We start from the raw sequence: 24,754 nt of genomic DNA, 5'->3' as shown, positions 1-24,754 counted from the left end.
CACCTCATCCTTCAGCCCGCCGCCGCCCCACCACGGCCCACACCGCCAGCCACAGCACCAGCGCGGTCCCGAGCCCGATGCCCACGGCGGCCACGACCTGCATCCCGCCGTCACGCCCCGTGCCCTGCCCGGCGCCCCCGCCCTGCCCCAGCTCCGCATCCACCTGGAAGATCCCCGGATCGCCGTCGTACGCAGGACCGTCCTCGGCCGCACCCTCCACACCCACGCGCAGAACCACCTCGCGCGGACCGCCCCCTGACGCCCCGGCCAGCTCGGGGTTGAGCGTGATCTGCAGGTAGTACGCGCCGGGGAAGCGCATCCCGCGTACCTCGGGCGCCGAGGCCAGCCGGTTCTCGTACGCCACCGCCGGCAGCCCGTCGAGCTCGGCGGCCGCCGCCCGCGTACCGCCCGACGACCGCTGCCCGGCCGCCACTTCGGTCCGCGCCGGATTGTGCACCCCGAGCCGCAGCGCACCCGAGACCGGCGCACTGCCACCGGCCCCGGCCAGCTCCGCGCCGGCCACGAGCCGCTGTCCCCAGTCGAGGGGCACCTTGTAGAAGAGGGTCCGCCCCGGCTCCAGGCGCCCCTGCCAGACACCCGGTCCGATGGCCACCGCCTCGTGGAAGCTCGTACCGCCCTGACGCTCCTCGGCGGTCCCCTCCGGCAGCGGGCCCGCGGCCGGCGCATCCGGCTCGGGCTCCGTACTCGGCGCGGGCCCTTTCAGCGCGGGCTCGTTGACGAAGTCCAGCTCCAGGTCCCAGGGCGCGCGCGAGCCGGCCTTGCCGCCGTCAGCCCGTTCGACGACCACCGTGTACGTGCCGGCCGCGCGGCACGAAGCGGGCGCCTCGCCCGCGACCCGCTCCACGGAGGCCACCAGCGGCCGCGGGTAGTCGGCGGTACCGAAGGAGGTGCTGTCCGTCCCGCACCGGCCGCCCTGCGCGTTCTGCAGCCGCACCTTCAGGCCGTCGCCGTACGCCACTTGCTCGTCGAGCCCCGGCAGCACCACCGCCGAGACGTACGCGGACGAGCTGCCGTCCAGCGCGACGCGGTAGTGCAGCCGCTGCCCGGGACCGATCCTGCTGCGGTACGTCTCCTCCGCGGCGAGCAGCGGGGCCCCGCCGGGACCGCTCGCACCCTCCACGGTGCGGGTCCCGTCCGGGAAGTCGTACGGGTAGGGCTCGGCGGCCGCCGGCTGCGCTTGCAGCACCGAGGCGAGCGCGAGTGCGCTGCTCACGGCCACCGCCGCCACCGCCGTACGCCCTCTGCCGTGCCGCATCGTCACAGTGCTCCCTCGCCTTCGCCCGGGCCGGTCTCATCCTGCCGCGACGGCCGAGGCACTGTCAGCGCATCGGCACCTGACCCGAGGACTTCCCATACGCAACCGCGCGATTCACGGAAGCGAACAAAAGGGACACACAGTGACGGCGACAGGACGGCTCGTAGTCACACTGAGCACACAGGCACCCGCCACGCAACACAAAGCCCCGGTCGCCAGCTGCGACCGGGGCAAGTGCAAAGAGACGTATCGGTCTCACGAACCCGTGGGCACGGAGTCAGTGGCCTCCGTCCACAGATCCTGCTCGGCGCGATCCGCCTGGATCTGGCGGTACACGAGGAGCCCGCCGATGGCGGCCAGTGCGACCAGGAGGAGCTTCTTCACCGCGCTACCTCGTCTTTCCTTGACGTAGGGGACCTCTGGCGCCCGACTATACACACCGGGCATGGCGGTCCGGCGTCCTCGTGGCGCACCCAACTCCCGCCCTCCGCACCGCAGTCGACCTGCGCGGGAAGGCCCCGGAGAGCCCCACACACGCCCCGCGCGCCTCTGTGATGTTCGACGCTTTCACCCCGCCTGCGGATAAAACCGCGCTGTCAGGGACCAAAAGGGCCGGGCGCGGGGCCGAACGGGTGGTGTTCATCTGAAGATCGGCGAATCACGGTGGTGGGTCCCTCACTTCAGGTCCTGCGTACACATCATGAGGAAAGTACGCAAATCGTCCGACCCGAATGGGGACGGACGAGCCCTGCACGACCCGTCCGAAAGGAAGAGATCATGGCTGCCACCAAGACCACGCGTCTGTGGTCCGCGCTCGTCAGCGCGATTCTCGCGTTCTTCGCCTCGCTGGGGCTCATCACCACCCAGGCCGCCGCGGCCGTACCGCAGACCGCAGGCGCCGGCAACCCGGCGACCGCCGCCCCGGCCGCACACCCCGTGCCGGCCTCGCTCGTCGCACGGCCCTTCGACCAGTCGAGACCGCCGACGATGAAGCAGCGCATCCGCGCCGAGGCCCACAACAGCTCGCCGTCCTCCCGCAATCTCAAGATCCCGCGCGCCGAAGCACGCCACCGAGCGGACACCCGCGCCCACCTCTGGCTGACCGAGGACACCGCGCTCACCTCGCACGACACGAGCAGCCGCCCGGCCGCACACCACCAGCACCACAGCAGCGACTGACCCCCGTCAACTCCGTTGACCACCGGGCTCCATGACCCATCCAGGCCCGGGACCGCAGTACCTGACAGCGCACACGGGGAACCCGCTTCCCCGCCAGCAGTACGAAGACCAGGCACGACCGGCTGTGAGAACCGCCGTGAGAACCGCCGTGAGAACCGCAGTGAGAACCCCACCCCACGTGGGCGCAGACCGTACGCAGGAGAAGCAGGGAAGAAGAGGAAGACGGGCACCAGAACGCCCTGGACGAAACAGGCTTCTGGCAGAAGCAGGCTCTTGGACGAAGAGCACCCTGGACGACTGACACGCCAGGCCGGACGCCGCTCGGCAGAGCGCCGCACCAGGCCGGGCTCACCGTGGAACCCGACGCACACCTCCGTTTCCGCCGGCACCAGCCCGGCGACGCACGGAGGCAGACCTCGGGTGCACCGGTGCCGCTCAGCGTCGAGGCGCTCTCAGCGCGACGCGTAGTCCACGCCGGCGAACGGCCAGTGCTCACCCAGCCAGTCCGTGACCGCCTCGTACAGGGGTACGTCCAGCTCCGCCCGATCGGCGCGGACCCACGAGGACACCTCGGCGTCGCTGCCGTGGTCGGACGGGTAGATGTACACGCAGCCGACGACCTCCCCGGTCGTGGGCTCGAGCACCGTGTAGGTGAAGCCGCGGCGCTCGGCGAAGTCCCGCTCGTGGCGCTGCAGGTCCGCGAGATTCGCCTCCTCGCTCATGCCGCCCGGAGGCGGCCAGTTCCCGTCCGGGTAACCGGGCGTCGCGCGGATGTGCGCGATGCTGCCGGTCCAGGCCGCGTGGTCGCCCGCATTGTGCCGAGGCCCCAGCGGCTCCAGCCGGAACCGCTCAGCGGCCAGGGACGTCGGCACATCGAAGTCGTCAGGAACGAAAGCTCGACCGGTCACGCGCCGAGGCTATGAGCCGGGCCCCGTGGGCGGCATCTGCTTTTCGCCCTGCGGGCATCGAAACCGCCGACCACAGCCACAGCCACAGCCACAGCCACAGCCACAGCCACAGCCGTGAACGCCGAAGGCCCCCAGTCGCTACCGACTGGGGGCCTTCTCGCAATGTGGGGCTAACAGGATTTGAACCTGTGGCCTCATCCTTATCAGGTCGATCAGGCCAGTCGGCGTACCTCAGCCAATCCCCTCGGGATCAACGTTGCGGCCTTCTCAAGGTCCGCTCCAGGACTCTGCCGTTCGCCCCTGTTGGTGTCAGCCGCTGATGTCAGAAGTCAACGTCCACCTTGACGACTTGCCTCGGTGGGGGTAGTCAACTGAGCTCGCATGAGGGCGCGTACGAGCAGAAGCACGATGATCACCGTGACGAGTTGAGTCGCCGCATCGAGGGCCTCTGCGACGGGTTGTGCTCCGCTCACCACGCAGGCGGCTAGCACTCCGAGAGCAAGCCACTGGGCGTTGTCAGTGGTCTCTGGAACAGTGGTAGTAGCGCCAAGGCTCTCGCCCGGGAGCATGGCGCCATCGGTTGGGTGGGACATTATTGATCCTCCTGGCTCTCGGGGCGCACCCGTCTCTCGCCAAAGTGGTCGGGTGCGCCCTAGGTCTTGCGTCGTCCTGACATTCCTACGGCACGACACTGACAAATAGGGAGCCTGATTCCGCTTGTACTGCGGGGAGTTGCGTTGGCCGGCCGCTGGCGCTGGGCGGGCCTACCACGCACTGATCTGCGGTCGCCGTTCATCCTGAGGTCGGTGGAGCGGCTTTGGACTGGAGCTGCCTTGGCGCGAGTGATCATGGCCCCTTACGCTGACCCGCGAATCGGGCAGGCTTGTGGACCTGCCCGTTAGTGCCCGATGTGGGGCCATGATCTTCGAGGCTCGCGCCAAGGTGGCTGTCTAAAGCCGTGGAGCCGACCGCCGCCAGGTGCGGCCGCGTGATCTCTGACCTGATCTGTTGCGTCGTCGCCCTGGTCCCGGGCCTGGTCTCTTCGCCCCCTTGTGGGCGCGGGCGGGCGGCGCCGCGCGGCCCCGGTGGCGTAGACATTGAGGGAGCCGTGCGGCGCCGCCCGGCCGGCGCCGCCGCGCTGTGCGCGGCACTCTGAACCCTGGTTCATGCTCTTGCAGTTCGGGAGGCCCTGGGAACCCGGGCGAGCGCAGCGAGCCTCTTGATCGAGGTAGAGAAACCTGTAACGGGCTCAGGTGGCGCGCGTCAGCGTGTTCAAGTGATCGAGGTAATCCCGGCCTGCCGCCTCGTCGGCGTAGTCGCGATGGACGATGGCCGCAAGCTCGCGGCTGACCATGAGGAGCGAAGGAAGCGACTGCCGCTCGGCTTTGAGGGCCCACTCGCCGTAGTTGATCGCCTGGTCCAAGTCGCCCTGGCGAGCTGCTACTACGCCCAGGGTGATCCGCGCTTCGGCCATGCGCATGGGCGCACGTTCGGTGCCGTCGAAATCCGTTCCGGCCCTGATGACCTCATGTGCCAGGTTCTCGGCAAAGCGATCTTCGCCAAGCAGCCGGTAGCAGTCCATCGCGTAGAAGTCGAACTTCGCCGGGTCCACCACGAAGTGGTTGTCCAGGTTCTCCGGGTAGGCCATGCCTTCGAGGAGCTTCCGACCACGATCAAGTGCTACTTCGGTCTGACGCCGGTCTCCGAGGCGGGCCCACGCCTTGGCCTCCTGGCCTGCCAGTTGAACGGCAACGCCGTGGCCCGGGGCTATGTCCGTGCCGGTCTGAGCAGCCGCGATGATGCCTCGGTAGTCCCCCGTCGTCAGGGCGAACCAAGCGCGCATCTCGTGCGCCCACCCGGCGATCTCGTTGTTCTCCGCCTCGTTCGCGAGGGATAGGGCCGCTCGCCTCGTACTCTCCGCCGCCGCGCGTTCGCCCATGTCGTACTCGACGCATCCGACCAGGAGGGCAAGCCAACCGGACAGGGTGAGAACCTCCCGGTGCTGCGCGAGGGTCAACCGCTGTCCTTGAAGTCCAGCAACACGCTTGAGCCACTGGCGTCCCTCGACGGCAAGCTGTCCGCTCGGGAGGTACGGGTACTCGGAGCACAGGCGATCTGCGGTGATCCTGAGCGCGTCCAACGTGGCGTTGTCGACATCGGACGCCTGCAACCGGCTGATGATGTCGAGCGTTTCCATGCCGCTCGCGGCCACGATTTCGGCGTTGCCGTCGCGGCGGCCGGCCACGGGAAAAAGCGCGTGCGTGACGGTGCCGAACGTCGCCGCAATGATCGGCTGGTAGAAGTCGCTCGGCTTGGTCTCTCCGGACTCCCACCGCTTCCACTGCCGGATCATGCTGGCGCCTTCAGGGATCGGCTTCGGCGCATGGGCTCGCAGTGCGGCTACGGCTTCGGCTTGCGACCATCGCCGGGCTTCTCGTTCGGCGGCAATGCGTCGCGCCCACGTCGGTCGATCGTCACTCATGCTGCCTCCCGTCCGGGTGCTTGCTTTGAGTCTTCCACCTAGTGGGCTGGTGACATGGGGGGTGACAGGGGGTTGGCACCTGCTCTGTCCCCCGGTGACACCACCTGTGTCACTAGTGACGCGCTCACTCTCCGCGCACTCTGGATCACACGTTAGGCGCTGCCCGTGTGATCGGCTCGCTCCTCCAACTTGGCCACTCGGGCGGCTAGTTCCCGAAGCTCAGATTGGAGAGCAGTGATCACCGCCCCGACATTCCCGCTGGCGCCTGCGGCCTCTGCGCCTGCTGGCTGGACGAAGTACCCGCGATTGGGCACCGAGAAGATCAAGCCCTCGTCCATGAGGATCTGCAGGCCCTGGCCGACCGTGACCGTGGTGACCTTGAACCGGTCTGCGAGGTCGCGCAGAGAGTCCAACTTCTGCCCCTCTGTGGGCTTTCCGGCCTTGATCTCATCGCGGAGCGCGTCCGCGATCTGCACCTTCTTCGGCCTCGGGTCACTGTCGGCGACGGTCATGAATCGAGGGTATCGACTAGCACGAACTAATACACCATGCTGCACCCCAAGACCTTGTGCACTATGACGATATAGAGCACCATAGTCGTAACGAACCCGGGGGCGGCGCTCTACCGCCAAGCAGCACGCCGCCCCCTTCGTCCCCGAAGGGAAGCTCCATGATGCCTGCGACGCAGACCACACCGCGAACCATGGCCTTAGCTCCGGCCGCGCTGGCCAAGCTGCCCGACGTGGCGCTCATCCTGGCGCTGTACGCCTCCGACTACGTAATGGACCGTCGGCGTACCGAGTCCGAGAAGATCGCCGCGTTCATGGTGGACGGCGCGAGCCGCCTCGGCCTGGTCGAACTGATCGACCAGATCACCCTGTTGACGGCGCACTGGAACGTCTGCCGTCACGGTCACAACGACGAGGACCGGTGGGCGGCATACGCCGACTACAAGGCCCAGTTCGATCACCCCCGGATCGTGCACTGCTGCTACGTCCTGGGCCGCGCGCCCAAGGGCATCCGCAGGGCCCTGGCCACCATGACCGCTGAGGCGGTGACGGCATGACCACCACCGTGGCGAACGAGCGGCTGCGCGGCGCCATGGTCGCGGCGAACGTGACGATCGAGGGACTGGCCGCGCACCTGGGGATGGACCCCAAGTCGGTGGAACGGTGGATGACTTCCGACCGGACCCCACATGCCCGCAACGCCCACGCGGCGGCCAAGCTCCTGCACACGGATCCGTACCACCTGTGGCCCGACCTGGACGCCCGACACCGCTCGACTCCGACCCCGCGCGATGAGCTGGTGACCTGCTACCCGATGCGCGGCGCGGTCCCGCACAACCTGTGGCGCTCGCTGATCGAGGCGGCGACCAGCACCATCGATCTCGCCGTGTCCAACGCCATGTTCCTCGCCGATGCAGTGTGGGACCTGCCCCGACTGCTCACCCAGAAGGCATCGGCCGGCGTCCGCGTCCGGATCGCCGCTGCCCCCACGGACCGCCGCCACCTGGCCACCCTCCCCGAGGTCTTCCCCTCCCTGGTCGGCCTCGACGGTATCCGCCTGGTGGCTCACGACGGGCTCTCGGCGGACGTACTGCGCGCCGATGACGACCTGTTGGTCTCCGCTCCTTTGGACGGTACGAGTCCGGCCCTGGCGCCGGTCCTGCACCTGCGGCGCCTCGGGCCTGCCCCGCTCGTCGGCGGCTACCTGACCACGCTGGATCACGTCTTCGCCGCGTCCGCGCCCTGGTCTACCCCTGCGCGTCTGGCGGTGGTCGCGTGACCTACCTGCCTGTTGCCCCGGCCGCCGTTGCTGACATGGCGGCGGTCATGGGCACCGACCCGATCACCCTCGCGGACATGCTCCGCGTCGCTGGTGACCCCGACTTCGAGCGCTGGCAGGAGCAGATCCGCCGTACCGGTGGCTGCTCCAGTCCGATCCACCTCGAAGGCTGGACGCTCACCAAGGACCGCGCCACGGGCCAGACGCTCTACTCGTACTCCACGCAGAACGAGCCCGGCGGACGGCTCCGGGTGGCCTGCGGCAACCGCCGCGCCTCGCGCTGCCCGTCCTGCGCCTGGACATACGCGGGGGACACCTACCACCTGATCCGCGCCGGGATCACGGGCGACGAGCGCAAGGGCGTTGATCCGTCGGTCCGTTCACACCCTCGGGTATTCGCCACCCTGACGGCTCCGAGCTTCGGGCCCGTGCACAACCGCCCGGTCTCGGGCCGCTGCCGCTGCGGTGCCGCGCATGCCGACGATGACCCTGCCCTCGGGACCGCGCTCGATCCGGAGTCGTACGACTACGCGGGCGCCGTGCTGTGGAACAACCACGCCGGGCAGCTCTGGCAGCGCTTCACCATCTACCTCCGCCGCGAGATCGCCAAGCGCGCGGGCCTATCCCAACGCGCCATGGGGGAGCAGTGCCGGGTGTCCTTCGGGAAGGTCGCAGAGTTTCAAAAGCGCGGCGCCGTGCACTTCCACGCGGTCGTACGGCTCGACGGTCCCGACGGGCCCGACACCGCCCCACCCCCGTGGGCCTCGCTCACGCTGCTCGATGACGCCATCCGCTCGGCCGCTGCTCGGGTAGCGCTCTCACTGCCCGCGGCCGGCCGATTCCCCGCCCGCACCCTGAAGTGGGGAACGCAAGTCGACGTCCAGCCCATCGGCGGCTTCACCGAGGGCGACGTGACCGAGGAGACCGTGGCCGCGTACGTCGCCAAGTACGCCACCAAGGCCGCTGAGACCACGGGCACAGTGGACCGGCGCATCGGGGAGCTGCGCGAGCTCGACCGCATCCCGGATCTGCCCGATCACACCCGCCGCCTGATCGAAGCATGCTGGGAGCTGGACGCCGCTTACCCGGATCGGCTGCTCGCGCACTGGTCGCACATGCTCGGCTTCCGGGGCCACTTCTCCACGAAGTCCCGCCGCTACTCCACCACCCTCGGAGCACTCCGCCAGGTCCGCGCCGACTACCGCGCCCGCCAAGAACGCCAGGCACGCGGCTTCGCGGAAGACCTCGACGACGCTGCGGAGGGCTCCACGCTCGTCCTCGCGCACTGGGTCTACGCCGGGCATGGCCACACCCCCGGTGAATCCCTCCTCGCCGAATCGATCGCCCGGGACATCCGCCTCAACCGCGAGATCGTTCGCGAAGTGCGCGCCGACATGGCCGACCAAGAGGCCTGGGAGGTGTGCGCATGACTGACGAGCTGCTCACCGTCCCGGAGGTCATGGCGTGGCTCAAGGTCGGCCGGACGACGGTCTACGACCTGATCCGCACTCACCGGCTGCCGTCGCTCACGATCGGGCGTAGTCGCCGGATTCCTGCGGCTGGTGTGCGGGAGTACCTCGCTTCTCGGCTCGAATACGAGAGGGCTGCCTGATGGCCAAGCGTCGCCCCAACGGTGGGGGAACGATCACCAAGCGCAAGGACGGCCGCTACCAGGGCGCCGCGTACGTCACGAACACCGAGGGCCACCGCGTCCGGAAGTTCGTCTACGGCGCAACGTACGACGAAGCAGCCGAGAAGCTCGGCAAGCTCCAGGATCAAGAGCGGAACGGCGTCCCGGTCCCGGCGAAGACCTGGTCACTCGGTGAGTGGCTGGCCTACTGGCTTGAGCACATCGTGAAGCCCGAGCGCGAGCACAACACGTACGTGAAGTACGAGTCCAAGATCCGGCTGTACCTCGTGCCTCACCTCGGCAAGAAGCCGTTGACCAAGCTCACCCCCGCACAGATCCGGACGTTCATGGCCACGCTCACCCGCGAGAAGGTCGGAGCCTCGACCCGCTTCGAGGTGCTGCGCGTCCTCCGGAACGCTCTGAACCGCGCCATGCGGGAGGAGCTGCTGACGCGGAACGTCGCCCTGCTCGTGGACATGCCCACGGTCACCAAGGGCAAGGCCAAGCCGTGGAACGCGCGCGAGGCGATCACCTTCCTTCGTACCACCCGTGCCCATCGGCTCTATGCGGCCTGCGTCCTAGTGCTCGTCCTCGGGCTGCGACGGAGTGAGGTCCTGGGCCTGCGCTGGCAGGACATCGACTTCGAGGCTCGCCAGTTCGAGCCAGTCATGCAGGTTCAGCGCGAGAAGGGCAAGGGCCTGGTGCTCAAGAAGCTCAAGACCGACTCGTCGCAAGCGACGCTGCCGCTTCCCGAGTTCTGTGCCCGTGCCCTCGAAGAGCGCCGGGAGCTTCAGGAGCTGGAACGGAAGATCGCCGGTGAGCACTGGGAGCAGCAGCCGGACCAAGACCTGATCTTCTCGTCCGAGCATGGCGGCATGCTCGATCCCGTGGGCTTCTCCCGGAGCTTCGGCCGACTGGTGAAGCGTGCTGGCGTCCGCCGGATCACGGTCCGCCTTGCCCGGCACACCTGCGGGACCCTGCTGGCCTTCCTGAAGGTGCATCCCAAGGTCGCTCAGGCGATCCTGCGGCACAGCCAGATCAGCATGACCATGGACGTGTACACCCACGTCGTGGGAGACGGCGAGCGGGAAGCCGTCTCGATGCTGGCGGAGCTTCTGGAAGATCCATTGATCGGCTGATGTCAGCCGTAGATGTCAAAGACCCCCAGTCATGATCGACTGGGGGTCTTTTCGCATGTGGGGCTAACAGGATTTGAACCTGTGGCCTCATCCTTATCAGGGATGCGCTCTAACCAACTGAGCTATAGCCCCGCCGCGCTCTGCGGTGTGTCCCGCGCGCTGACCTCTGAAGATTAGCGCACGACGCGCCCAGTCCCAAAATCGATAGAACCGGCCGCCCCGGGAGCGCTTACTCGTCCTCCGCGAGCGTGAGCTCGATGCCGCCCACGAAACCGGCGGAGAGGTTGTAGATGAACGCGCCGAGCGTCGCGAGCGCCGTGGCGAGGACCACGTCGATGACCGCGATGATCGAGGTGAACATCAGCACCCGCGGCAGCGAGAGGAAGGCCTGGAGGTCGAAGCCGTTGGACTCGTTGGAGCCCGTGGCCTCCGAGATCGTCCCGCCGACCGTGGAGAAGACGCCCATCGCGTCCATGACCATCCACAGCACCGCGGCCGCGACGATCGTGCAGATGCCGAGCGCGATGGAGAGCAGGAAGCTCACCTTCATGACCGACCAGGGGTCGGCCTTGGCGACCCGAAGCCGTGCCTTGCGCGTACGCGGCGTCGTACGGGCTCCCGTACGGGCGCGGCGGACCGCACCCTCCGGAGGCGCCGGGTAGGCCTGCGGCGGGTGGTACGGACCGGCCTGCTGGCCCGAGTGCTGCCGCTCACCGGGCAGCGGCCCGGCGGCGTACTCGGCCTGAGCGGTGTGCGGCCCTCGCGTATCCGTCACAGTTCCCCCCTGCGCTGCGTGTACAGACTCGGCGGGGCCACGGCCGCCTTCCGGTCCGGGTCCGTTCTTTCCGGCGCCCGTGGCTCCACTCACGTCCTGCACTCCTCGCGCTACTCGGTCTCGGGCGCCGTGCCCTCGGCCGTGCCGGCGGCCGTCTCACCCTCGGCCGATTCGACCGACTCGGCCGACTCCTCGTCGGCCCCGTCGACTTCCTCCGCCTCGCGTCCGGCCTCGGCGTTACGAGCGATACCGACCACGGCATCGCGCTTGCCCAGGTTGATCAGTTGGACGCCCATGGTGTCACGGCCCGTCTCCCTGACCTCGTTGACTCGCGTACGAATCACACCGCCACCAAGGGTGATGGCGAGGATCTCGTCGGAGTCCTCGACCACCAGCGCGCCGACGAGCGAGCCGCGGTCCTCGACGATCTTGGCGGCCTTGATACCGAGGCCGCCGCGACCCTGGACGCGGTACTCGTCGACGGCGGTCCGCTTCGCGTACCCACCATCGGTTGCGGTGAACACGAACGTACCGGGCCGGACGACATTCATCGAGAGGAGCTCGTCGCCTTCGCGGAAGCTCATGCCCTTGACGCCCGAGGTCGCGCGGCCCATCGGGCGCAGCGCCTCGTCCGTTGCGGTGAACCTGATCGACTGGGCCTTCTTGCTGATGAGCAGCAGATCGTCCTCGGCGGAGATCAGCTCGGCGCCGATCAGCTCGTCGTCCGAACCGTCGTCCGTCTCACGCAAGTTGATGGCGATGACACCGCCCGAGCGGGGCGAGTCGTAGTCCTTCAGGGCGGTCTTCTTGACCAGGCCCGACTTGGTCGCGAGGACCAGGTAGGGGGCCACCTCGTAGTCGCGGATCGCGAGGATCTCGGCGATCTGCTCGTCCGGCTGGAAGGCCAGCAGATTCGCCACGTGCTGACCGCGGGCGTCGCGTCCGGCATCGGGCAGTTCGTAGGCCTTCGCCCGGTACACCCGGCCCTTGTTGGTGAAGAACAGCAGCCAGTGGTGCGTGGTGGAGACGAAGAAGTGGTCGACGATGTCGTCTTCCTTGAGCTTCGTCCCGCGTACGCCCTTGCCGCCGCGCTTCTGCGAGCGGTAGTCCTCGGTCTTGGTGCGCTTGACGTAGCCGCCGCGCGTGACCGTGACGACGATGTCCTCTTCGGCGATGAGGTCTTCCATGGACATGTCGCCGTCGAAGGGGACCAGCTTGGAGCGGCGGTCCTCGCCGAACTTCTCGACGATCGCGGCCAGTTCCTCGCTGATGATCTGGCGCTGGCGCTCGGGCGAGGCGAGGATCGCGTTGTACTCGTTGATCTTCGCCTGGAGCTCGTCGTGCTCCTGCATGATCTTCTGGCGCTCGAGGGCGGCGAGCCGGCGCAGCTGCATCTCGAGGATGGCGTTGGCCTGGATCTCGTCGATGTCGAGCAGGCTCATCAGGCCCTCGCGCGCGACGTCGACCGTGTCGCTGCGCCGGATGAGCGCGATGACCTCGTCGATCGCGTCCAGGGCCTTGAGCAGACCGCGCAGGATGTGCGCGCGCTCCTCGGCCTTGCGCAGCCGGAACTTGGTGCGCCGGACGATGACCTCGACCTGGTGGTTCACCCAGTGGCGGATGAACGCGTCGAGGGAGAGGGTGCGCGGGACGCCGTCGACCAGGGCCAGCATGTTGGCGCCGAAGTTGGTCTGCAGGTCCGTGTGCTTGTACAGGTTGTTCAGGACGACCTTGGCGACCGCGTCGCGCTTGAGCACGATCACGAGGCGCTGGCCCGTACGCGAAGAGGTCTCGTCGCGGACGTCCGCGATGCCGCCGATCCTGCCGTCCTTCACGAGGTCGGCGATCTTCTGCGCGAGGTTGTCCGGGTTGACCTGGTACGGGAGTTCCGTGACCACCAGGCACTGGCGGTTGTGGATCTCCTCGACCTCGACCACCGCGCGCATCGTGATGGAGCCGCGGCCGGTGCGGTACGCCTCCTCGATGCCCTTGCGGCCCACGACGAGGGCGCCGGTCGGGAAGTCGGGGCCCTTCACGCGCTCGATCAGGGCGTCCAGGAGCTCCTCGTGGGAGGCCTCCGGGTTCTCCAGGTACCACTGGGCGCCGGCCGCGACCTCGCGCAGGTTGTGCGGCGGGATGTTGGTGGCCATGCCGACCGCGATACCGGCGGAGCCGTTGATCAGCAGGTTCGGGAAGCGGGCCGGCAGGACGGTCGGCTCCTGGGAGCGGCCGTCGTAGTTGTCCGTGAAGTCGACGGTCTCCTCGTCGATGTCGCGGACCATCTCCATCGACAGCGGCGCCATCTTGCACTCGGTGTAGCGCATGGCGGCCGCCGGGTCGTTGCCCGGGGAGCCGAAGTTGCCGTTGGAGTCCACCAGGGGCATGCGCATCGACCACGGCTGCGCGAGGCGGACCAGCGCGTCGTAGATCGAGGTGTCGCCGTGCGGGTGGTAGTTGCCCATGACGTCGCCGACGACGCGGGCGCACTTGTAGAAGCCCTTCTCGGGCCGGTAGCCGCCGTCGTACATCGCGTACAGGACGCGGCGGTGCACGGGCTTCAGACCGTCCCGTACGTCCGGCAGCGCGCGCGACACGATGACGGACATCGCGTAGTCGAGGTACGAGCGCTGCATCTCGGTCTCGAGCCCGACGGGCTCGATGCGCAGGGTCTGGCCTTCTTCTTCAGAAGTCACAGGGCCAGAAGAATTGGAAACCGTCTCGTCGGCCATGGCCGTTCAAGATCCTTTCGAAGCGGTACGTGACCGACTCAGATGTCGAGGAAGCGGACGTCCTTGGCATTGCGCTGGATGAACGAGCGGCGTGCCTCCACGTCCTCGCCCATCAGCACCGAGAACAGGTCGTCGGCCTGCGCGGCGTCGTCCAGCGTGACCAGGCCGAGCACGCGGTGCTCCTGGTCCATGGTCGTGATGCGCAGCTCCTCAGCGTTCATCTCGCCGAGACCCTTGAAGCGCTGGACCGAGTCGTCCTTGATGCGCTTGCCGGCCTGGCGGCCCAGCTCGATGAGGGCGTCGCGCTCGCGGTCCGAGTACGCGTACTGGAAGTCGTCCCGGGACCACTTGATCTTGTACAGCGGCGGGCGCGACAGGTACACGTGACCGGCCTCGACCAGCGGCCGCATGAAGCGGAACAGGAAGGTCAGCAGCAGGGTGTTGATGTGCTGGCCGTCGACGTCGGCGTCCGCCATCAGAATGATCTTGTGGTAGCGGAGCTTCTCGATGTCGAAGTCCTCGTGGACTCCGGTGCCGAAGGCCGAGATCAGCGCCTGGATCTCCTGGTTCTGCAGGATCTTGTCGACGCGGGCCTTCTCGACGTTCAGGATCTTGCCACGGATGGGCAGGATGGCCTGGTACTGCGGGTTGCGGCCCGACTTGGCGGAGCCGCCGGCGGAGTCACCCTCGACGATGAAGATCTCGCACTTCGTCGGGTCGTTCGACTGGCAGTCGGACAGCTTGCCCGGCAGCGAGGCCGACTCGAGCAGCCCCTTGCGGCGGGTGAGGTCGCGCGCCTTGCGGGCCGCCACACGCGCGGTGGCCGCGGCGATGGACTTGCGGACGATGTCCGCGCCCTCGTTGGGGTTGCGGTCCAGCCAGTCGGCCAGGTGCTCGTAGACCGCCTTCTGCACGAAGGTCTTGGCCTCGGTGTTGCCCAGCTTGGTCTTGGTCTGGCCCTCGAACTGCGGCTCGCTCAGCTTGACCGAGATGATCGCGGTCAGACCCTCGCGGATGTCGTCGCCCGTGAGGTTGTCGTCCTTCTCGCGGAGCAGCTTCTTGTCACGCGCGTACTTGTTGATCAGGCTCGTCAGGGCCGCACGGAAGCCTTCCTCGTGCGTACCGCCCTCGTGCGTGTGGATGATGTTCGCGAACGAGTAGACACCCTCGCTGTACTGCGAGTTCCACTGCATCGCGACCTCGAGGGACAGGGACTTCTCCTTGTCCTCGGCCTCCAGGGCGATCACGGTGGGGTGGATGACCTCGCCCTTGCGGGAGTTGAGGTACTTCACGAAGTCGACGATGCCGCCTTCGTAGTGGTACGTGACCGACATGGCCTGGCCGTCGTCCGCGGCGTCGGCGGTGTCGGCGCCGGCCACGGCCTTCGCGGACTCGCGCTCGTCCGTGAGCTTGATCGTCAGGCCCTTGTTGAGGAAGGCCATCTCCTGGAAGCGCCGCGAGAGCGTCTCGAAGGAGTACTCGGTGGTCTCGAAGATGTCCGGGTCGGCCCAGAAGGTGACCGAGGTGCCCGTCTCGGTGGTGGCCTCGTGGCGCTCCAGGGGCGCGGTGGGGGCGCCGCTCTTGTAGTCCTGCGTCCAGCGGTGGCCGTCGGTCTTGATGTCGACCGAGAGCTTGGTGGACAGCGCGTTCACCACGGAGACACCGACGCCGTGCAGACCGCCGGAGACGGCGTAGCCGCCGCCGCCGAACTTGCCGCCCGCGTGCAGCACGGTGAGCACGACCTCGACGGCCGGCTTCTTCTCGACGGGGTGGATGCCCACCGGGATGCCACGACCGTTGTCGATCACGCGTACGCCGCCGTCGGCGAGGATCGTGACGTCGATCGTGTCCGCGTGGCCGGCGAGTGCCTCGTCGACCGCGTTGTCGACGACCTCGTACACGAGGTGGTGCAGGCCGCGCTCACCGGTCGAGCCGATGTACATGCCCGGTCGCTTGCGGACCGCGTCCAGACCCTCGAGGACGGTGATGGCGCTGGCGTCGTACACGTTCTCGCCGGCGTCGGTGGACGGGATGTTCTCGTTGGGGTTGCCGGAATCGGCCACGAAGCGCCCTTTCTGGCACAGCACAAGCCAAGCTCCCGGCGTCTGTCGGGAGCGGCTGCGTCGTTCGTATAAGACGGCGTTCTCCTCGCGCGGGCCGCACGGTGTGCGCGTGACGCGTGAAGACGTGATGCAGCGTTCTGGCCCCGTCCCCCCGATGGGGCGGGATTGTCTCCCAGTCTACCGGTAGCGCCGACAGTAATGGGGGCTTGCCGGGCCTTGAGTCCGCATGTGCCGTCCTGAACCGGTCTCGCACGACTCCCCATATGCGGAACGGGGCTCCAAGAGGCTCACACGGGCGCTCAGCGCTTCGGGCTGTCAACCCACCACTACGGTGAGGGACGGACCGGCCCTACGGCATGAGGACGGCTAGCCGTACGTATCGCCGGGACCCGTGCTGCCGGGGGCGCGCAGGGGTCCGAAGCGCGGCGCGGGGCCGCCGGGACCGAGGACCTTGATGAGGCGGACGGTGCCCTGGCCGAGGTCCTGGTTGAGGCGCGCGACCAGCTGCGGGGCGAGCAGGCGCAGCTGCGTGGCCCAGGCGGTGGAGTCGCACTGGACGGTCAGGACGCGGTCGTCCTCGTCGTACTTCTGCGGCACGCAGTGCTTGGCGAGGTCGTCGCCGACGATCTGCGGCCAGCGGCCCATGACGCCGCCGACGGCGGCCGGGGTCTCCCAGCCGCGCTCGCTGATGAGCCGGTTGATCGCGGCGCCGAGCGGCAGCGGGTCGCGGCCGTCGGCGCGCGCGCCGGAACGCAGGCCGCCGCCGCGCCGGGCCTGCTTCTTCTGCTGCGCCTCGGCGCCGCGCGCGCGGGCCTGTTCCTTGGCGGCGCGCAGGGCGACGCGGGCGAGGTCGACGCCGGAGGGTTCGGCGGGCTTCTTCGGCTCGGAGGGTCCGGCTGGGGTCGCTGCGCCTTCTTCTGAGGTCATACGGGGGCCACCTCGCCCGGCTGTACGGCGGTCATACGCGGGTCACCTCGCCCTGCGACACGGAGTACCGCACGCCGGTCAGGATCTCCGGGACGTCGTCCTCCACGGCCGCCGTCACCAGGACCTGCTCGCCGGGCGCGACCATCTCCGCGAGCCGCTCGCGGCGCCGGGTGTCGAGCTCGGCGAAGACGTCGTCGAGCACGAGCACCGGCTCGTTGCCTTCGGCCCGCAGCAGGTCGTACGAGGCCAGGCGCAGCGCGAGCGCGTACGACCAGGACTCGCCGTGGCTCGCGTACCCCTTCGCGGGCAGGTCGCCGAGCTTGAGCAGCAGGTCGTCGCGGTGCGGCCCGATCAGCGTGACCCCGCGCTCGATCTCCTGCTTGCGCACCTCGGCGAGCGCGGCGAGCAGCTGCTCGTACAGCTCCTCGCGGCTGGTCCCCGGCCCCTCCGCGGAGGGCTTGTACTCCAGGGCCAACGGGCCGCCGCCGGGCGCCAGTTGCTCGTACGCCTTGTCGGCGAGCGGCTGCAGTGCGGCGATCAGGTCAAGACGCTGGGCCAGCAGCTCCGCACCCGCGCGCGCCAGATGCTGGTCCCACACGTCGAGCGTGGACAGGTCCATCGAGCGGCCGCCGTGCCTTCTCGCCATCGCGGCGGACTTCAGCAGGGTGTTGCGCTGCTTGAGGACGCGGTCGTAGTCGGAGCGGACACCGGCCATCCGCGGCGAGCGCGCCGTGACCAGCTCGTCGAGGAACTTCCGGCGCTCGCCCGGGTCGCCCTTCACCAGGGCGAGGTCCTCGGGCGCGAACAGGACCGTCCGCACTATCCCCAGCACGTCACGCGGTCTGACCTGCGAGGACCTGTTGATACGGGCCCGGTTCGCCTTGCCCGGGTTCAGCTCCAGCTCGACCAGCTGCTGCCGCTCGCCCTGCTTGACCGCGGCGCGGATGATCGCGCGGTCCGCCCCCATCCGTACGAGCGGGGCGTCCGAGGAGACCCGGTGGCTGCCGAGCGTGGCCAGATAGCCGACCGCCTCGACCAGGTTCGTCTTGCCCTGCCCGTTCGGGCCCACGAACGCGGTGACGCCCGGGTCGAGGGGCACCTCGACCCGGGCGTAGGACCGGAAGTCGGCCAGCGAAAGGTGCGTGACGTGCATGGTGTTCGCCGACCTCCCCCGGCTGCTGTGCACAGGGGGTGCACAGCCTGTGGATCAGTGTTCGCTCTTGGACTCGACCGCGTGGCCGCCGAACTGGTTGCGCAGCGCCGCGATCATCTTCATCTGCGGGGAGTCGTCCTGCCGCGAGGAGAAGCGGGCGAAGAGCGAGGCGGTGATGGCGGGCAGCGGGACCGCGTTGTCGATCGCGGCCTCCACCGTCCAGCGGCCCTCGCCGGAGTCCTGCGCGAAGCCGCGCAGCTTCTCCAGGTGCTCGTCCTCGTCCAGCGCGTTGACCGCCAGGTCGAGCAGCCAGGAGCGGATGACCGTGCCCTCCTGCCAGGAGCGGAAGACCTCGCGCACATCGGTGACCGAGTCGACCTTCTCCAGGAGCTCCCAGCCCTCGGCGTAGGCCTGCATCATCGCGTACTCGATGCCGTTGTGAACCATCTTCGAGAAGTGGCCGGCGCCGACCTTGCCCGCGTGCACCGAGCCGAAGTCGCCCTCCGGCTTGAGGGCGTCGAAGATCGGCTGGACCTTCGCGATGTTCTCGGCGTCGCCGCCGTACATCAGCGCATAGCCGTTCTGCAGGCCCCAGACGCCGCCCGAGACGCCGCAGTCGACGAAGCCGATGCCCTTGGCGGCAAGCTCCTCGGCGTGCTTCTCGTCGTCGGTCCAGCGCGAGTTCCCGCCGTCGACCACGACATCGCCGGGCTCGAGCAGCTCGCCGAGCTCGTCGATCGTGGACTGCGTCGCGGCCCCGGCCGGGACCATCACCCAGACCACGCGCGGACCCTGCAGCCCGTCCACAAGCTCCCGCAGGCTGTGGACATCGGCGAGGTCAGGGTTGCGGTCGTATCCGATGACGGTGTGGCCTGCGCGGCGGATGCGCTCGCGCATGTTGCCGCCCATCTTGCCGAGACCGACGAGACCGAGCTCCATCAGGTGTTCCTTTTGTGTCGCGTGGTGGGCTTTCGTGCTTTCGCACCGGGCTTTCGTACCTACGTCCGAGCTTAAGCCCGGACGTAGGTACCCACCTGCGGGGGCCTCACGGCCTCTCGCCGGTACATCAGCCGCTGAGGCGGACCGGCATGATCAGGTACTTGTACGCGTCGTCCGCCTCGGCGTCCACGGCCGGCTTGCCGCTGAGCAGCGCGGGCTTGGTGGACGTGGTGAAGGACAGCTGCGCGGCCGGCGAGTCGATGGCGCTGAGGCCGTCGAGCAGGAACGTCGGGTTGAACGCGATGGAGATGTCGTCGCCGTCGAGCTGGGCGTCGACCCTTTCCACAGCCTGTGCGTCGTCGGAGGAACCGGCCTCCAGGATCAGCACGCCCTGCTCGAAGCTGAGGCGCACCGGGGTGTTCCGCTCGGCGACCAGGGCCACACGCTTGACGGCCTCGACGAACGGGGCGGTCTCGATGACCGCGACGCTGTTGAACTCCGTCGGGAACAGCGTGCGGTACTTCGGCAGGTCGCCTTCGAGCAGACGCGTGGTCGTCCGGCGGCCCGCGCCCTCGAAGCCGATCAGGCCCTCGCCCGCGCCCGAGCCGGACAGCGCGATGGTGACGCTGTCGCCGCTGGTCAGCGCCTTGGCGGTGTCGAGCAGGGTCTTCGCGGGCACCAGGGCGACCGCGGAGGCGTCCGGCACCTCGGGCTTCCACAGGAACTCGCGGACCGCGAAGCGGTAGCGGTCGGTGGAGGCCAGCGTGACGGTGTCGCCCTCGATCTCGATGCGCACACCGGTGAGCACCGGGAGCGTGTCGTCACGGCCGGCGGCGATGGCCACCTGGGCGGCGGCCGCGGCGAAGACCTCACCGGGGACCGTGCCGGTCGCGGCGGGCATCTGCGGCAGCGCCGGGTACTCCTCCACCGGGAGGGTGTGCAGCGTGAACCGCGAGGATCCACAGACCACCGTCGCCCGTACACCGTCTGTGGAAATCTCCACCGGACGGTTGGGCAGCGCCCGCGTGATGTCGGCGAGCAGGCGGCCGGAGACGAGCACCGTGCCCTCCTCGTCGACCTCCGCGTCCACCGAGACGCGGGCCGAGACCTCGTAGTCGAAGCCGGAGAGGCTCAGCGCGCCTTCCTCCGCCTTCAGCAGAAGGCCCGCCAGGACCGGCGCCGGCGGACGGGCAGGGAGGCTGCGCGCCGCCCAGGCCACCGCCTCCGCGAGTACGTCGCGCTCTACCCGGATCTTCACCGTAAGCCGCCTCCTGCTGATGCCTGGCTGCTCGCCCTGCTGGTCTGTCTTCGCTGTCTTGGTGGTTGGCCCGTCCCCAAGGTGGGGAGAACGCCGGGGACCAGTCTGACGCACCGCACTGACAGCTGGTGCCTGTCGGGGTCAAGTCGTGACGGGCGGGCAGAGGGCGACGCGGCTCGAGTTGTGCACAGCCCCCACTTCAAAACGATTCCAGCCCTCTCTCTACTTGGTCGTAGTAGTAGGGCCTGTGGAAACCGTGGATAACCGCCTTTACGCAGGTCAGAGCCCGAATTTTGTCCACCGCGCCTGTGGGCGGCACCCGTGGATAACCCCGGTGAACTGTGGACGGCGGAAAGTTCTGCACACCCGATTCACAGGCAGGGGCCACTTCTCCCCAGCTCCGTCCCCAGCTTTACCCACGTTGCCCACAGCCCAACCTGGCACCTTTGTGTGACGCCTTTCACTCGACCCGGTGAGGAGGCGCGTTGCGTTGCCGAACAGTGGACAGCTGTGTGGAGAAGCTGGTGAATCCTGGGGACAAGCGGCCGCAGCCTGTGGGCGAGCGGTGGACAACTTCATCAACAGCCTGTGGGCAACGCGATCATCCACAGTCTGTGGAGATCCGTTGTCCACGAATCCACAGGCGCCTGACCAGGGTTGATGCCCTGTCACCAGCATCCGCTGTGGACACAATCTGGACAACTCGGCAGTCCCCAGGGTGTGGACGCGGGTTTTCGCCCGATTCTGTGGAGAAACAGTCCTGCAGACGGGCTAATCGAACAGCCGTGAGCGGCTGGGGAGTTCGGGCCGGCCGCCGGTTCGCGGTCGAGAACGGCTTTGTGTGTCGTGCGGGAGGGTCCTGAGGGCGCACGAAGAGGTCCCTGAGCCCGTACGGAGAGGGCACTCCGAGCCGCACGAAGAGGTTCCCGCGCCGGTGAGGAGCCGTCTCGGGGCATGCAGAAGGGCGCCCCGGGAACTGCTCCCGGGGCGCCCTTCGAGACGGCTGCGGTGCCGTAACTCCGAAGCGGTCAGCCGTTCTTGATGCGGTTCGTCAGCTCGGTGACCTGGTTGTAGATGGAGCGGCGCTCGGCCATCAGCGCACGGATCTTGCGGTCCGCGTGCATCACCGTCGTGTGGTCGCGGCCGCCGAACTGCGCGCCGATCTTCGGCAGCGACAAGTCCGTCAGCTCGCGGCACAGATACATGGCGATCTGCCGGGCCGTCACCAGGACGCGGCTGCGCGAGGAACCGCACAGGTCGTCCACCGTCAGCCCGAAGTAGTCCGCGGTGGCGGCCATGATGGCCGTCGCCGTGATCTCGGGCGCGGAGTCCTCGCCGCCGGGGATCAGGTCCTTGAGAACGATCTCGGTCAGACCCAGGTCGACCGGCTGCCGGTTCAGCGAGGCGAAGGCCGTCACGCGGATCAGCGCGCCTTCGAGCTCACGGATGTTGCGCGAGATCCGCGAGGCGATGAACTCCAGGACCTCCGGCGGGGCGTTGAGCTGCTCCTGCACCGCCTTCTTGCGCAGGATCGCGATCCGGGTCTCCAGCTCGGGCGGCTGGACGTCCGTGATCAGACCCCACTCGAAGCGGTTGCGGAGGCGGTCCTCCAAGGTGACCAGCTGCTTGGGCGGCCGGTCGGAGCTCAGCACGATCTGCTTGTTCGCGTTGTGCAGCGTGTTGAAGGTGTGGAAGAACTCCTCCTGCGTCGACTCCTTGTCCGCGAGGAACTGGATGTCGTCGACGAGCAGGATGTCCATCTCGCGGTACCGCTTGCGGAAGCTGTCGCCCTTGCCGTCGCGGATCGAGTTGATGAACTCGTTGGTGAACTCCTCCGAGCTCACGTATCGCACACGCGTGCCGGGATACAGACTGCGCGCATAGTGCCCGATCGCGTGCAGCAGGTGCGTCTTGCCGAGGCCCGACTCCCCGTAGATGAACAGGGGGTTGTACGCCTTGGCCGGCGCCTCGGCCACGGCGACCGCGGCCGCGTGCGCGAACCGGTTCGAGGCGCCGATGACGAAGGTGTCGAAGAGGTACTTCGGGTTCAGGCGCGCGGTCGGCTCACCGGGCCCGGTGGCCGGCGCGGGCTGCGCGGCGAGCGGACCGGGCGCACCGCTGGGCGCGCTGATTCCGCGGCCACTCGTGCTGTCGGGCCGCGGCTGCTCGTATCCCTGCCGCTGCTTCTCGTACGGGCTGCGCTCGCTCTCGTACGAGGAACGCTCGGAGCCGTACGGCGGCCGCTCGGAGCGGTAGTCGGGCTGGGGCGAGGCGTACGGGTCGCGCTCCGGCGAGCCGTAGCTCTCGCGCTCGGGCGCCTTGTACTCGGCTTTGTACTCGGGGGACTTGTAGCCGCCGTCCCGGTCGGACGAGCCGTAATTCTCCCGGTCCGGGGAGCTGTAGGCGTCCCGCTCGGGGGTCTTGTAGCTCTCACGCTCCGGCGAGCTGTACGCGTCCCGCTCCGGGAAGCCGCCGAGGCGCGGCTGCTGCCAGCCGTAGTCCTCCTGCTGTCCGGGCCGCGGCCAGGCGCCGGGCTCGCGGCGCTGGTACTCGGGATAGGCCGGGCGGGCTGTGGGCAGCGGGTCGCTCTCGTCGCGGCGCGGGGACTGGCCGGGGGCCTGCCCGGGGCCGCCGTCGTGCCGGCCCTCGTCGCGGCGATTCTCGTCACGTCGGCCGTCGTTGTGACGGCTGTCGTCGTGGCGGTTGGTGTCGTGAAGGTTGGCATCGTGACGATTTGCGTCGCGCCGTCCGTAGCCCTCGTACGACTGGCCGGTCTGCCCGATGCTCTGCCCCATGCCGGGGAGCGCGCCCGGCAGCTCCGGCTCCTCGAAGTGCTGCGGTGCCTGGGGCAGCGGCGACGCGGGAGCGGGCTGGGGCGTGGGCGGAAGCTCGCCCATCGACTCGTCGACCGTGATCGCGATACGGATCGGGCGGCCGCACTCGCGGCTCAGCGTCTCGCTGACGACCGGGGCGAGCCGGCCCTCGAGCCGGTTCTTGGCCATCTCGTTCGGCACCGCGAGCAGCGCCGTGTCCGCGACGAGCGCGAGCGGCTGGCAGCGCCGGATCCACTGCACGTCCTTGGCCTCGACCCCCGAGCCGTGCCCGTCGCGCCCCTCGCCGAGCAGCTGCTCCAGCACTCGCGGCCAGACTGCGGCAAGATCGGCAGGTACGTCAGCCACAGGGCACGCTCTCTCAAGAGGTCACGATGTCCCACGAAGGTGTGGTTCTGCGGGACTGATGTGTACGGGGTCACAACGGGAAGTCGGTGGTCGGTCCTCCCCCGATCCTGGAGGAATCGGCTCGGACGGATGGATCGGAACCAAGCCGGGTGGGTTTGGGTCAATCCGAGTCCAGCCACGGTAGTCAGGGCGACGGCTGCGGTTCAAGTTGTTGTCCACAGCCTGTGCACAGTGTCGGTCACCGCCCGCCCCCGTCCGTGCCCTGCTCCGTCCCCGCCTGGGCATCCGACGCTGGTTTGACCGGATGGCGTAGCCCCGCGTACCGTAACCAGGTCGAGTTGTCGATGGCTGCTGCCGCCTGCCTCCGATGGGCGTAGATCACTAACCGTGGTCGTCAAGCGGTGCACTCGGGCGTAATCGCGAGCTACTCGTGGGCGCACGGTGACAGCCAGTCGGCATCGCCCACCCGATTGATTTCTCTGGAGCCCCCGAGTGAGCAAGCGCACCTTCCAGCCGAACAACCGCCGTCGCGCGAAGACCCACGGCTTCCGTCTGCGGATGCGTACCCGTGCCGGCCGCGCCGTCCTGGCGTCCCGCCGCAGCAAGGGTCGCGCCCGCCTGTCGGCCTGATTCCGCAGGTCATGACGTCGTGCTGCCTACCGAGCATCGGCTGAGGCGGCGCGAGGACTTCGCGACCGCGGTACGACGGGGTCGCCGGGCAGGCCGCCCGCTCCTCGTCGTCCATCTGCGCAGCGGTTCCACGGACCCGCACGTGCCGGGGGAGAGCACTCCCCCGACGCGTGCGGGTTTCGTCGTGAGCAAGGCCGTGGGCGTGGCGGTCGTACGCAACAAGGTCAAGCGTCGCCTGAGGCACCTGGTGCGCGAACGGCTGAGCGAGCTGCCCCCCGGTAGCCTGGTAGTCGTACGAGCGCTGCCCGGAGCGGGCGACGCCGACCATGCACAGCTGGCCCAGGACCTGGACGCCGCGTTCAAGCGGCTTCTGTCAGGGGGCGCGCGATGAAATACCCGCTGCTGGCTTTGATCAAGCTGTACCAGTGGACCATCAGCCCACTCCTCGGGCCGGTGTGCAAGTACTACCCGTCGTGCTCCCACTACGGCTTCACGGCCATCGACCGGCACGGCGCGATCAAGGGAACAGGGCTCACTGCCTGGCGCATCCTGCGCTGCAACCCGTGGTCGCACGGTGGTGTCGATCATGTACCACCGCGCAAGCGGCCGCGATGGCACGAAATGCTGCGCAATGCCTGGCGCAACCGGGGCGGGAAGGCCCCCACCGAGACTCCGTCCCACGCTCAAGGAGCCTGATTA

The 24,754-nt window shown here is 68.6% G+C and carries 21 protein-coding genes, 1 tRNA gene and 1 pseudogene; 9 read left to right on the top strand and 14 right to left on the bottom strand.

Features of this window, described 5'->3' with window-relative positions:
- Positions 1 to 4: 4 nt before the first annotated feature.
- Entirely contained in the window at positions 5 to 1,276 is a 1,272-nt protein-coding gene (locus tag BLT97_RS26370) for a hypothetical protein (RefSeq protein ID WP_143041391.1), read from the bottom strand.
- A gap of 255 nt (positions 1,277 to 1,531) precedes the next feature.
- Positions 1,532 to 1,660 (bottom strand): DLW-39 family protein, encoded by a 129-nt coding sequence (locus BLT97_RS26365; protein WP_003999697.1) that lies wholly within the window; start codon positions 1,658 to 1,660, stop codon positions 1,532 to 1,534.
- 393 nt (positions 1,661 to 2,053) lie between these two features.
- Between BLT97_RS26365 and BLT97_RS26360 the strand changes: the two genes are divergently transcribed.
- Positions 2,054 to 2,455 (top strand): DUF6344 domain-containing protein, encoded by a 402-nt coding sequence (locus tag BLT97_RS26360; RefSeq protein ID WP_093614438.1) that lies wholly within the window; start codon positions 2,054 to 2,056, stop codon positions 2,453 to 2,455.
- 452 nt (positions 2,456 to 2,907) lie between these two features.
- Here BLT97_RS26360 and BLT97_RS26355 read toward each other — a convergent pair whose 3' ends face one another.
- The 3 genes from BLT97_RS26355 to BLT97_RS26345 all read right to left on the bottom strand — a co-directional run bounded on the left by BLT97_RS26355 (position 2,908) and on the right by BLT97_RS26345 (position 6,357).
- Complete coding sequence (locus BLT97_RS26355) at positions 2,908 to 3,363, bottom strand: GNAT family N-acetyltransferase (protein WP_093614436.1); 456 nt, start codon at positions 3,361 to 3,363, stop codon at positions 2,908 to 2,910.
- Positions 3,364 to 4,612: 1,249 nt separating this feature from the next.
- Positions 4,613 to 5,845, bottom strand: a complete 1,233-nt coding sequence (locus BLT97_RS26350; RefSeq protein WP_093614434.1) for a helix-turn-helix domain-containing protein — start codon at positions 5,843 to 5,845, stop codon at positions 4,613 to 4,615.
- 152 nt (positions 5,846 to 5,997) lie between these two features.
- Positions 5,998 to 6,357 (bottom strand): winged helix-turn-helix domain-containing protein, encoded by a 360-nt coding sequence (locus BLT97_RS26345; RefSeq protein WP_093614432.1) that lies wholly within the window; start codon positions 6,355 to 6,357, stop codon positions 5,998 to 6,000.
- 191 nt (positions 6,358 to 6,548) lie between these two features.
- Between BLT97_RS26345 and BLT97_RS26340 the strand changes: the two genes are divergently transcribed.
- From BLT97_RS26340 to BLT97_RS26320, 5 genes are read left to right on the top strand one after another with little or no spacing between them, the layout of a single operon-like run.
- On the top strand, positions 6,549 to 6,911 hold the full coding sequence (locus BLT97_RS26340) for a hypothetical protein (protein WP_093614430.1): 363 nt from the start codon (positions 6,549 to 6,551) through the stop codon (positions 6,909 to 6,911).
- Positions 6,908 to 7,633: a hypothetical protein gene (locus BLT97_RS26335; RefSeq protein ID WP_093614428.1), complete on the top strand. Its 726-nt coding sequence runs from the start codon at positions 6,908 to 6,910 to the stop codon at positions 7,631 to 7,633. Before BLT97_RS26340 ends, BLT97_RS26335 begins: the two co-directional genes overlap by 4 nt.
- 47 nt (positions 7,634 to 7,680) lie before the next feature.
- A complete protein-coding gene (gene repSA / locus BLT97_RS26330) occupies positions 7,681 to 9,063 on the top strand; it encodes a replication initiator protein RepSA (RefSeq protein WP_093614486.1) in 1,383 nt (460 codons plus the stop codon).
- A complete protein-coding gene (locus BLT97_RS26325; protein WP_093614426.1) occupies positions 9,060 to 9,245 on the top strand; it encodes a helix-turn-helix domain-containing protein in 186 nt (61 codons plus the stop codon). Before repSA ends, BLT97_RS26325 begins: the two co-directional genes overlap by 4 nt.
- Positions 9,245 to 10,402 carry a tyrosine-type recombinase/integrase gene (locus BLT97_RS26320; RefSeq protein WP_093614424.1) on the top strand — a complete coding sequence of 386 codons (1,158 nt, stop codon included), beginning with the start codon at positions 9,245 to 9,247 and terminating at the stop codon, positions 10,400 to 10,402. Before BLT97_RS26325 ends, BLT97_RS26320 begins: the two co-directional genes overlap by 1 nt.
- A gap of 58 nt (positions 10,403 to 10,460) precedes the next feature.
- Here the strand turns inward: BLT97_RS26320 and BLT97_RS26315 are convergent.
- The 9 genes and pseudogenes from BLT97_RS26315 to dnaA all read right to left on the bottom strand — a co-directional run bounded on the left by BLT97_RS26315 (position 10,461) and on the right by dnaA (position 23,425).
- Positions 10,461 to 10,534, bottom strand: a tRNA-Ile gene (locus tag BLT97_RS26315).
- A gap of 97 nt (positions 10,535 to 10,631) precedes the next feature.
- Positions 10,632 to 11,270: a DUF3566 domain-containing protein gene (locus tag BLT97_RS26310; RefSeq protein ID WP_093614422.1), complete on the bottom strand. Its 639-nt coding sequence runs from the start codon at positions 11,268 to 11,270 to the stop codon at positions 10,632 to 10,634.
- 17 nt (positions 11,271 to 11,287) lie between these two features.
- On the bottom strand, positions 11,288 to 13,906 hold the full coding sequence (gyrA, locus tag BLT97_RS26305) for a DNA gyrase subunit A (protein ID WP_093614420.1): 2,619 nt from the start codon (positions 13,904 to 13,906) through the stop codon (positions 11,288 to 11,290).
- A 38-nt stretch (positions 13,907 to 13,944) separates the two neighbouring features.
- Complete coding sequence (gene gyrB, locus BLT97_RS26300) at positions 13,945 to 15,993, bottom strand: DNA topoisomerase (ATP-hydrolyzing) subunit B (protein WP_093614418.1); 2,049 nt, start codon at positions 15,991 to 15,993, stop codon at positions 13,945 to 13,947.
- Between the two features lie 342 nt (positions 15,994 to 16,335).
- A complete protein-coding gene (locus BLT97_RS26295) occupies positions 16,336 to 16,896 on the bottom strand; it encodes a DciA family protein (RefSeq protein ID WP_093614416.1) in 561 nt (186 codons plus the stop codon).
- Positions 16,897 to 16,927: 31 nt separating this feature from the next.
- A complete protein-coding gene (gene recF, locus BLT97_RS26290; protein WP_093614414.1) occupies positions 16,928 to 18,049 on the bottom strand; it encodes a DNA replication/repair protein RecF in 1,122 nt (373 codons plus the stop codon).
- Between the two features lie 54 nt (positions 18,050 to 18,103).
- A pseudogene (gnd, locus tag BLT97_RS26285) lies at positions 18,104 to 19,006 on the bottom strand (phosphogluconate dehydrogenase (NAD(+)-dependent, decarboxylating)); the annotation flags it as partial.
- 109 nt (positions 19,007 to 19,115) lie between these two features.
- Entirely contained in the window at positions 19,116 to 20,246 is a 1,131-nt protein-coding gene (dnaN, locus tag BLT97_RS26280) for a DNA polymerase III subunit beta (RefSeq protein WP_093614410.1), read from the bottom strand.
- Between the two features lie 1,028 nt (positions 20,247 to 21,274).
- Positions 21,275 to 23,425 carry a chromosomal replication initiator protein DnaA gene (gene dnaA, locus BLT97_RS26270; RefSeq protein ID WP_093614406.1) on the bottom strand — a complete coding sequence of 717 codons (2,151 nt, stop codon included), beginning with the start codon at positions 23,423 to 23,425 and terminating at the stop codon, positions 21,275 to 21,277.
- A gap of 492 nt (positions 23,426 to 23,917) precedes the next feature.
- Here dnaA and rpmH point away from each other — a divergent pair, with 492 nt between their 5' ends.
- The 3 genes from rpmH to yidD are packed head-to-tail and all read left to right on the top strand — an operon-like array spanning position 23,918 to position 24,751.
- Complete coding sequence (gene rpmH / locus BLT97_RS26265; RefSeq protein ID WP_016644655.1) at positions 23,918 to 24,055, top strand: 50S ribosomal protein L34; 138 nt, start codon at positions 23,918 to 23,920, stop codon at positions 24,053 to 24,055.
- A gap of 19 nt (positions 24,056 to 24,074) precedes the next feature.
- Positions 24,075 to 24,446 (top strand): ribonuclease P protein component, encoded by a 372-nt coding sequence (rnpA, locus tag BLT97_RS26260; protein ID WP_093614404.1) that lies wholly within the window; start codon positions 24,075 to 24,077, stop codon positions 24,444 to 24,446.
- A complete protein-coding gene (yidD, locus tag BLT97_RS26255; protein WP_052578308.1) occupies positions 24,443 to 24,751 on the top strand; it encodes a membrane protein insertion efficiency factor YidD in 309 nt (102 codons plus the stop codon). The genes rnpA and yidD overlap by 4 nt, the downstream gene beginning before the upstream one ends.
- Positions 24,752 to 24,754: the final 3 nt, after the last annotated feature.

Origin of the sequence: Streptomyces indicus (assembly GCF_900100315.1) — a bacterium.
In the GTDB taxonomy this organism is placed as follows: domain Bacteria; phylum Actinomycetota; class Actinomycetes; order Streptomycetales; family Streptomycetaceae; genus Streptomyces; species Streptomyces indicus.
The sequence above is the reverse complement of the archived record's forward strand: the minus strand, read 5'-3'. Positions and strand labels throughout refer to the sequence as shown.

Bases quoted from the DNA above. Each gene is read 5' to 3' on its own strand.
- BLT97_RS26370 (WP_143041391.1), bottom strand. From the start codon at position 1,276: ATGCGGCACGGCAGAGGGCGTACGGCGGTGGCGGCGGTGGCCGTGAGC.
- BLT97_RS26360 (WP_093614438.1), top strand. From the start codon at position 2,054: ATGGCTGCCACCAAGACCACGCGTCTGTGGTCCGCGCTCGTCAGCGCG.
- BLT97_RS26350 (WP_093614434.1), bottom strand. From the start codon at position 5,845: ATGAGTGACGATCGACCGACGTGGGCGCGACGCATTGCCGCCGAACGA.
- BLT97_RS26345 (WP_093614432.1), bottom strand. From the start codon at position 6,357: ATGACCGTCGCCGACAGTGACCCGAGGCCGAAGAAGGTGCAGATCGCG.
- BLT97_RS26340 (WP_093614430.1), top strand. From the start codon at position 6,549: ATGGCCTTAGCTCCGGCCGCGCTGGCCAAGCTGCCCGACGTGGCGCTC.
- BLT97_RS26335 (WP_093614428.1), top strand. From the start codon at position 6,908: ATGACCACCACCGTGGCGAACGAGCGGCTGCGCGGCGCCATGGTCGCG.
- repSA (WP_093614486.1), top strand. From the start codon at position 7,681: ATGGGCACCGACCCGATCACCCTCGCGGACATGCTCCGCGTCGCTGGT.
- BLT97_RS26325 (WP_093614426.1), top strand. From the start codon at position 9,060: ATGACTGACGAGCTGCTCACCGTCCCGGAGGTCATGGCGTGGCTCAAG.
- BLT97_RS26320 (WP_093614424.1), top strand. From the start codon at position 9,245: ATGGCCAAGCGTCGCCCCAACGGTGGGGGAACGATCACCAAGCGCAAG.
- gyrA (WP_093614420.1), bottom strand. From the start codon at position 13,906: ATGGCCGACGAGACGGTTTCCAATTCTTCTGGCCCTGTGACTTCTGAA.
- BLT97_RS26295 (WP_093614416.1), bottom strand. From the start codon at position 16,896: ATGACCTCAGAAGAAGGCGCAGCGACCCCAGCCGGACCCTCCGAGCCG.
- recF (WP_093614414.1), bottom strand. From the start codon at position 18,049: ATGCACGTCACGCACCTTTCGCTGGCCGACTTCCGGTCCTACGCCCGG.
- yidD (WP_052578308.1), top strand. From the start codon at position 24,443: ATGAAATACCCGCTGCTGGCTTTGATCAAGCTGTACCAGTGGACCATC.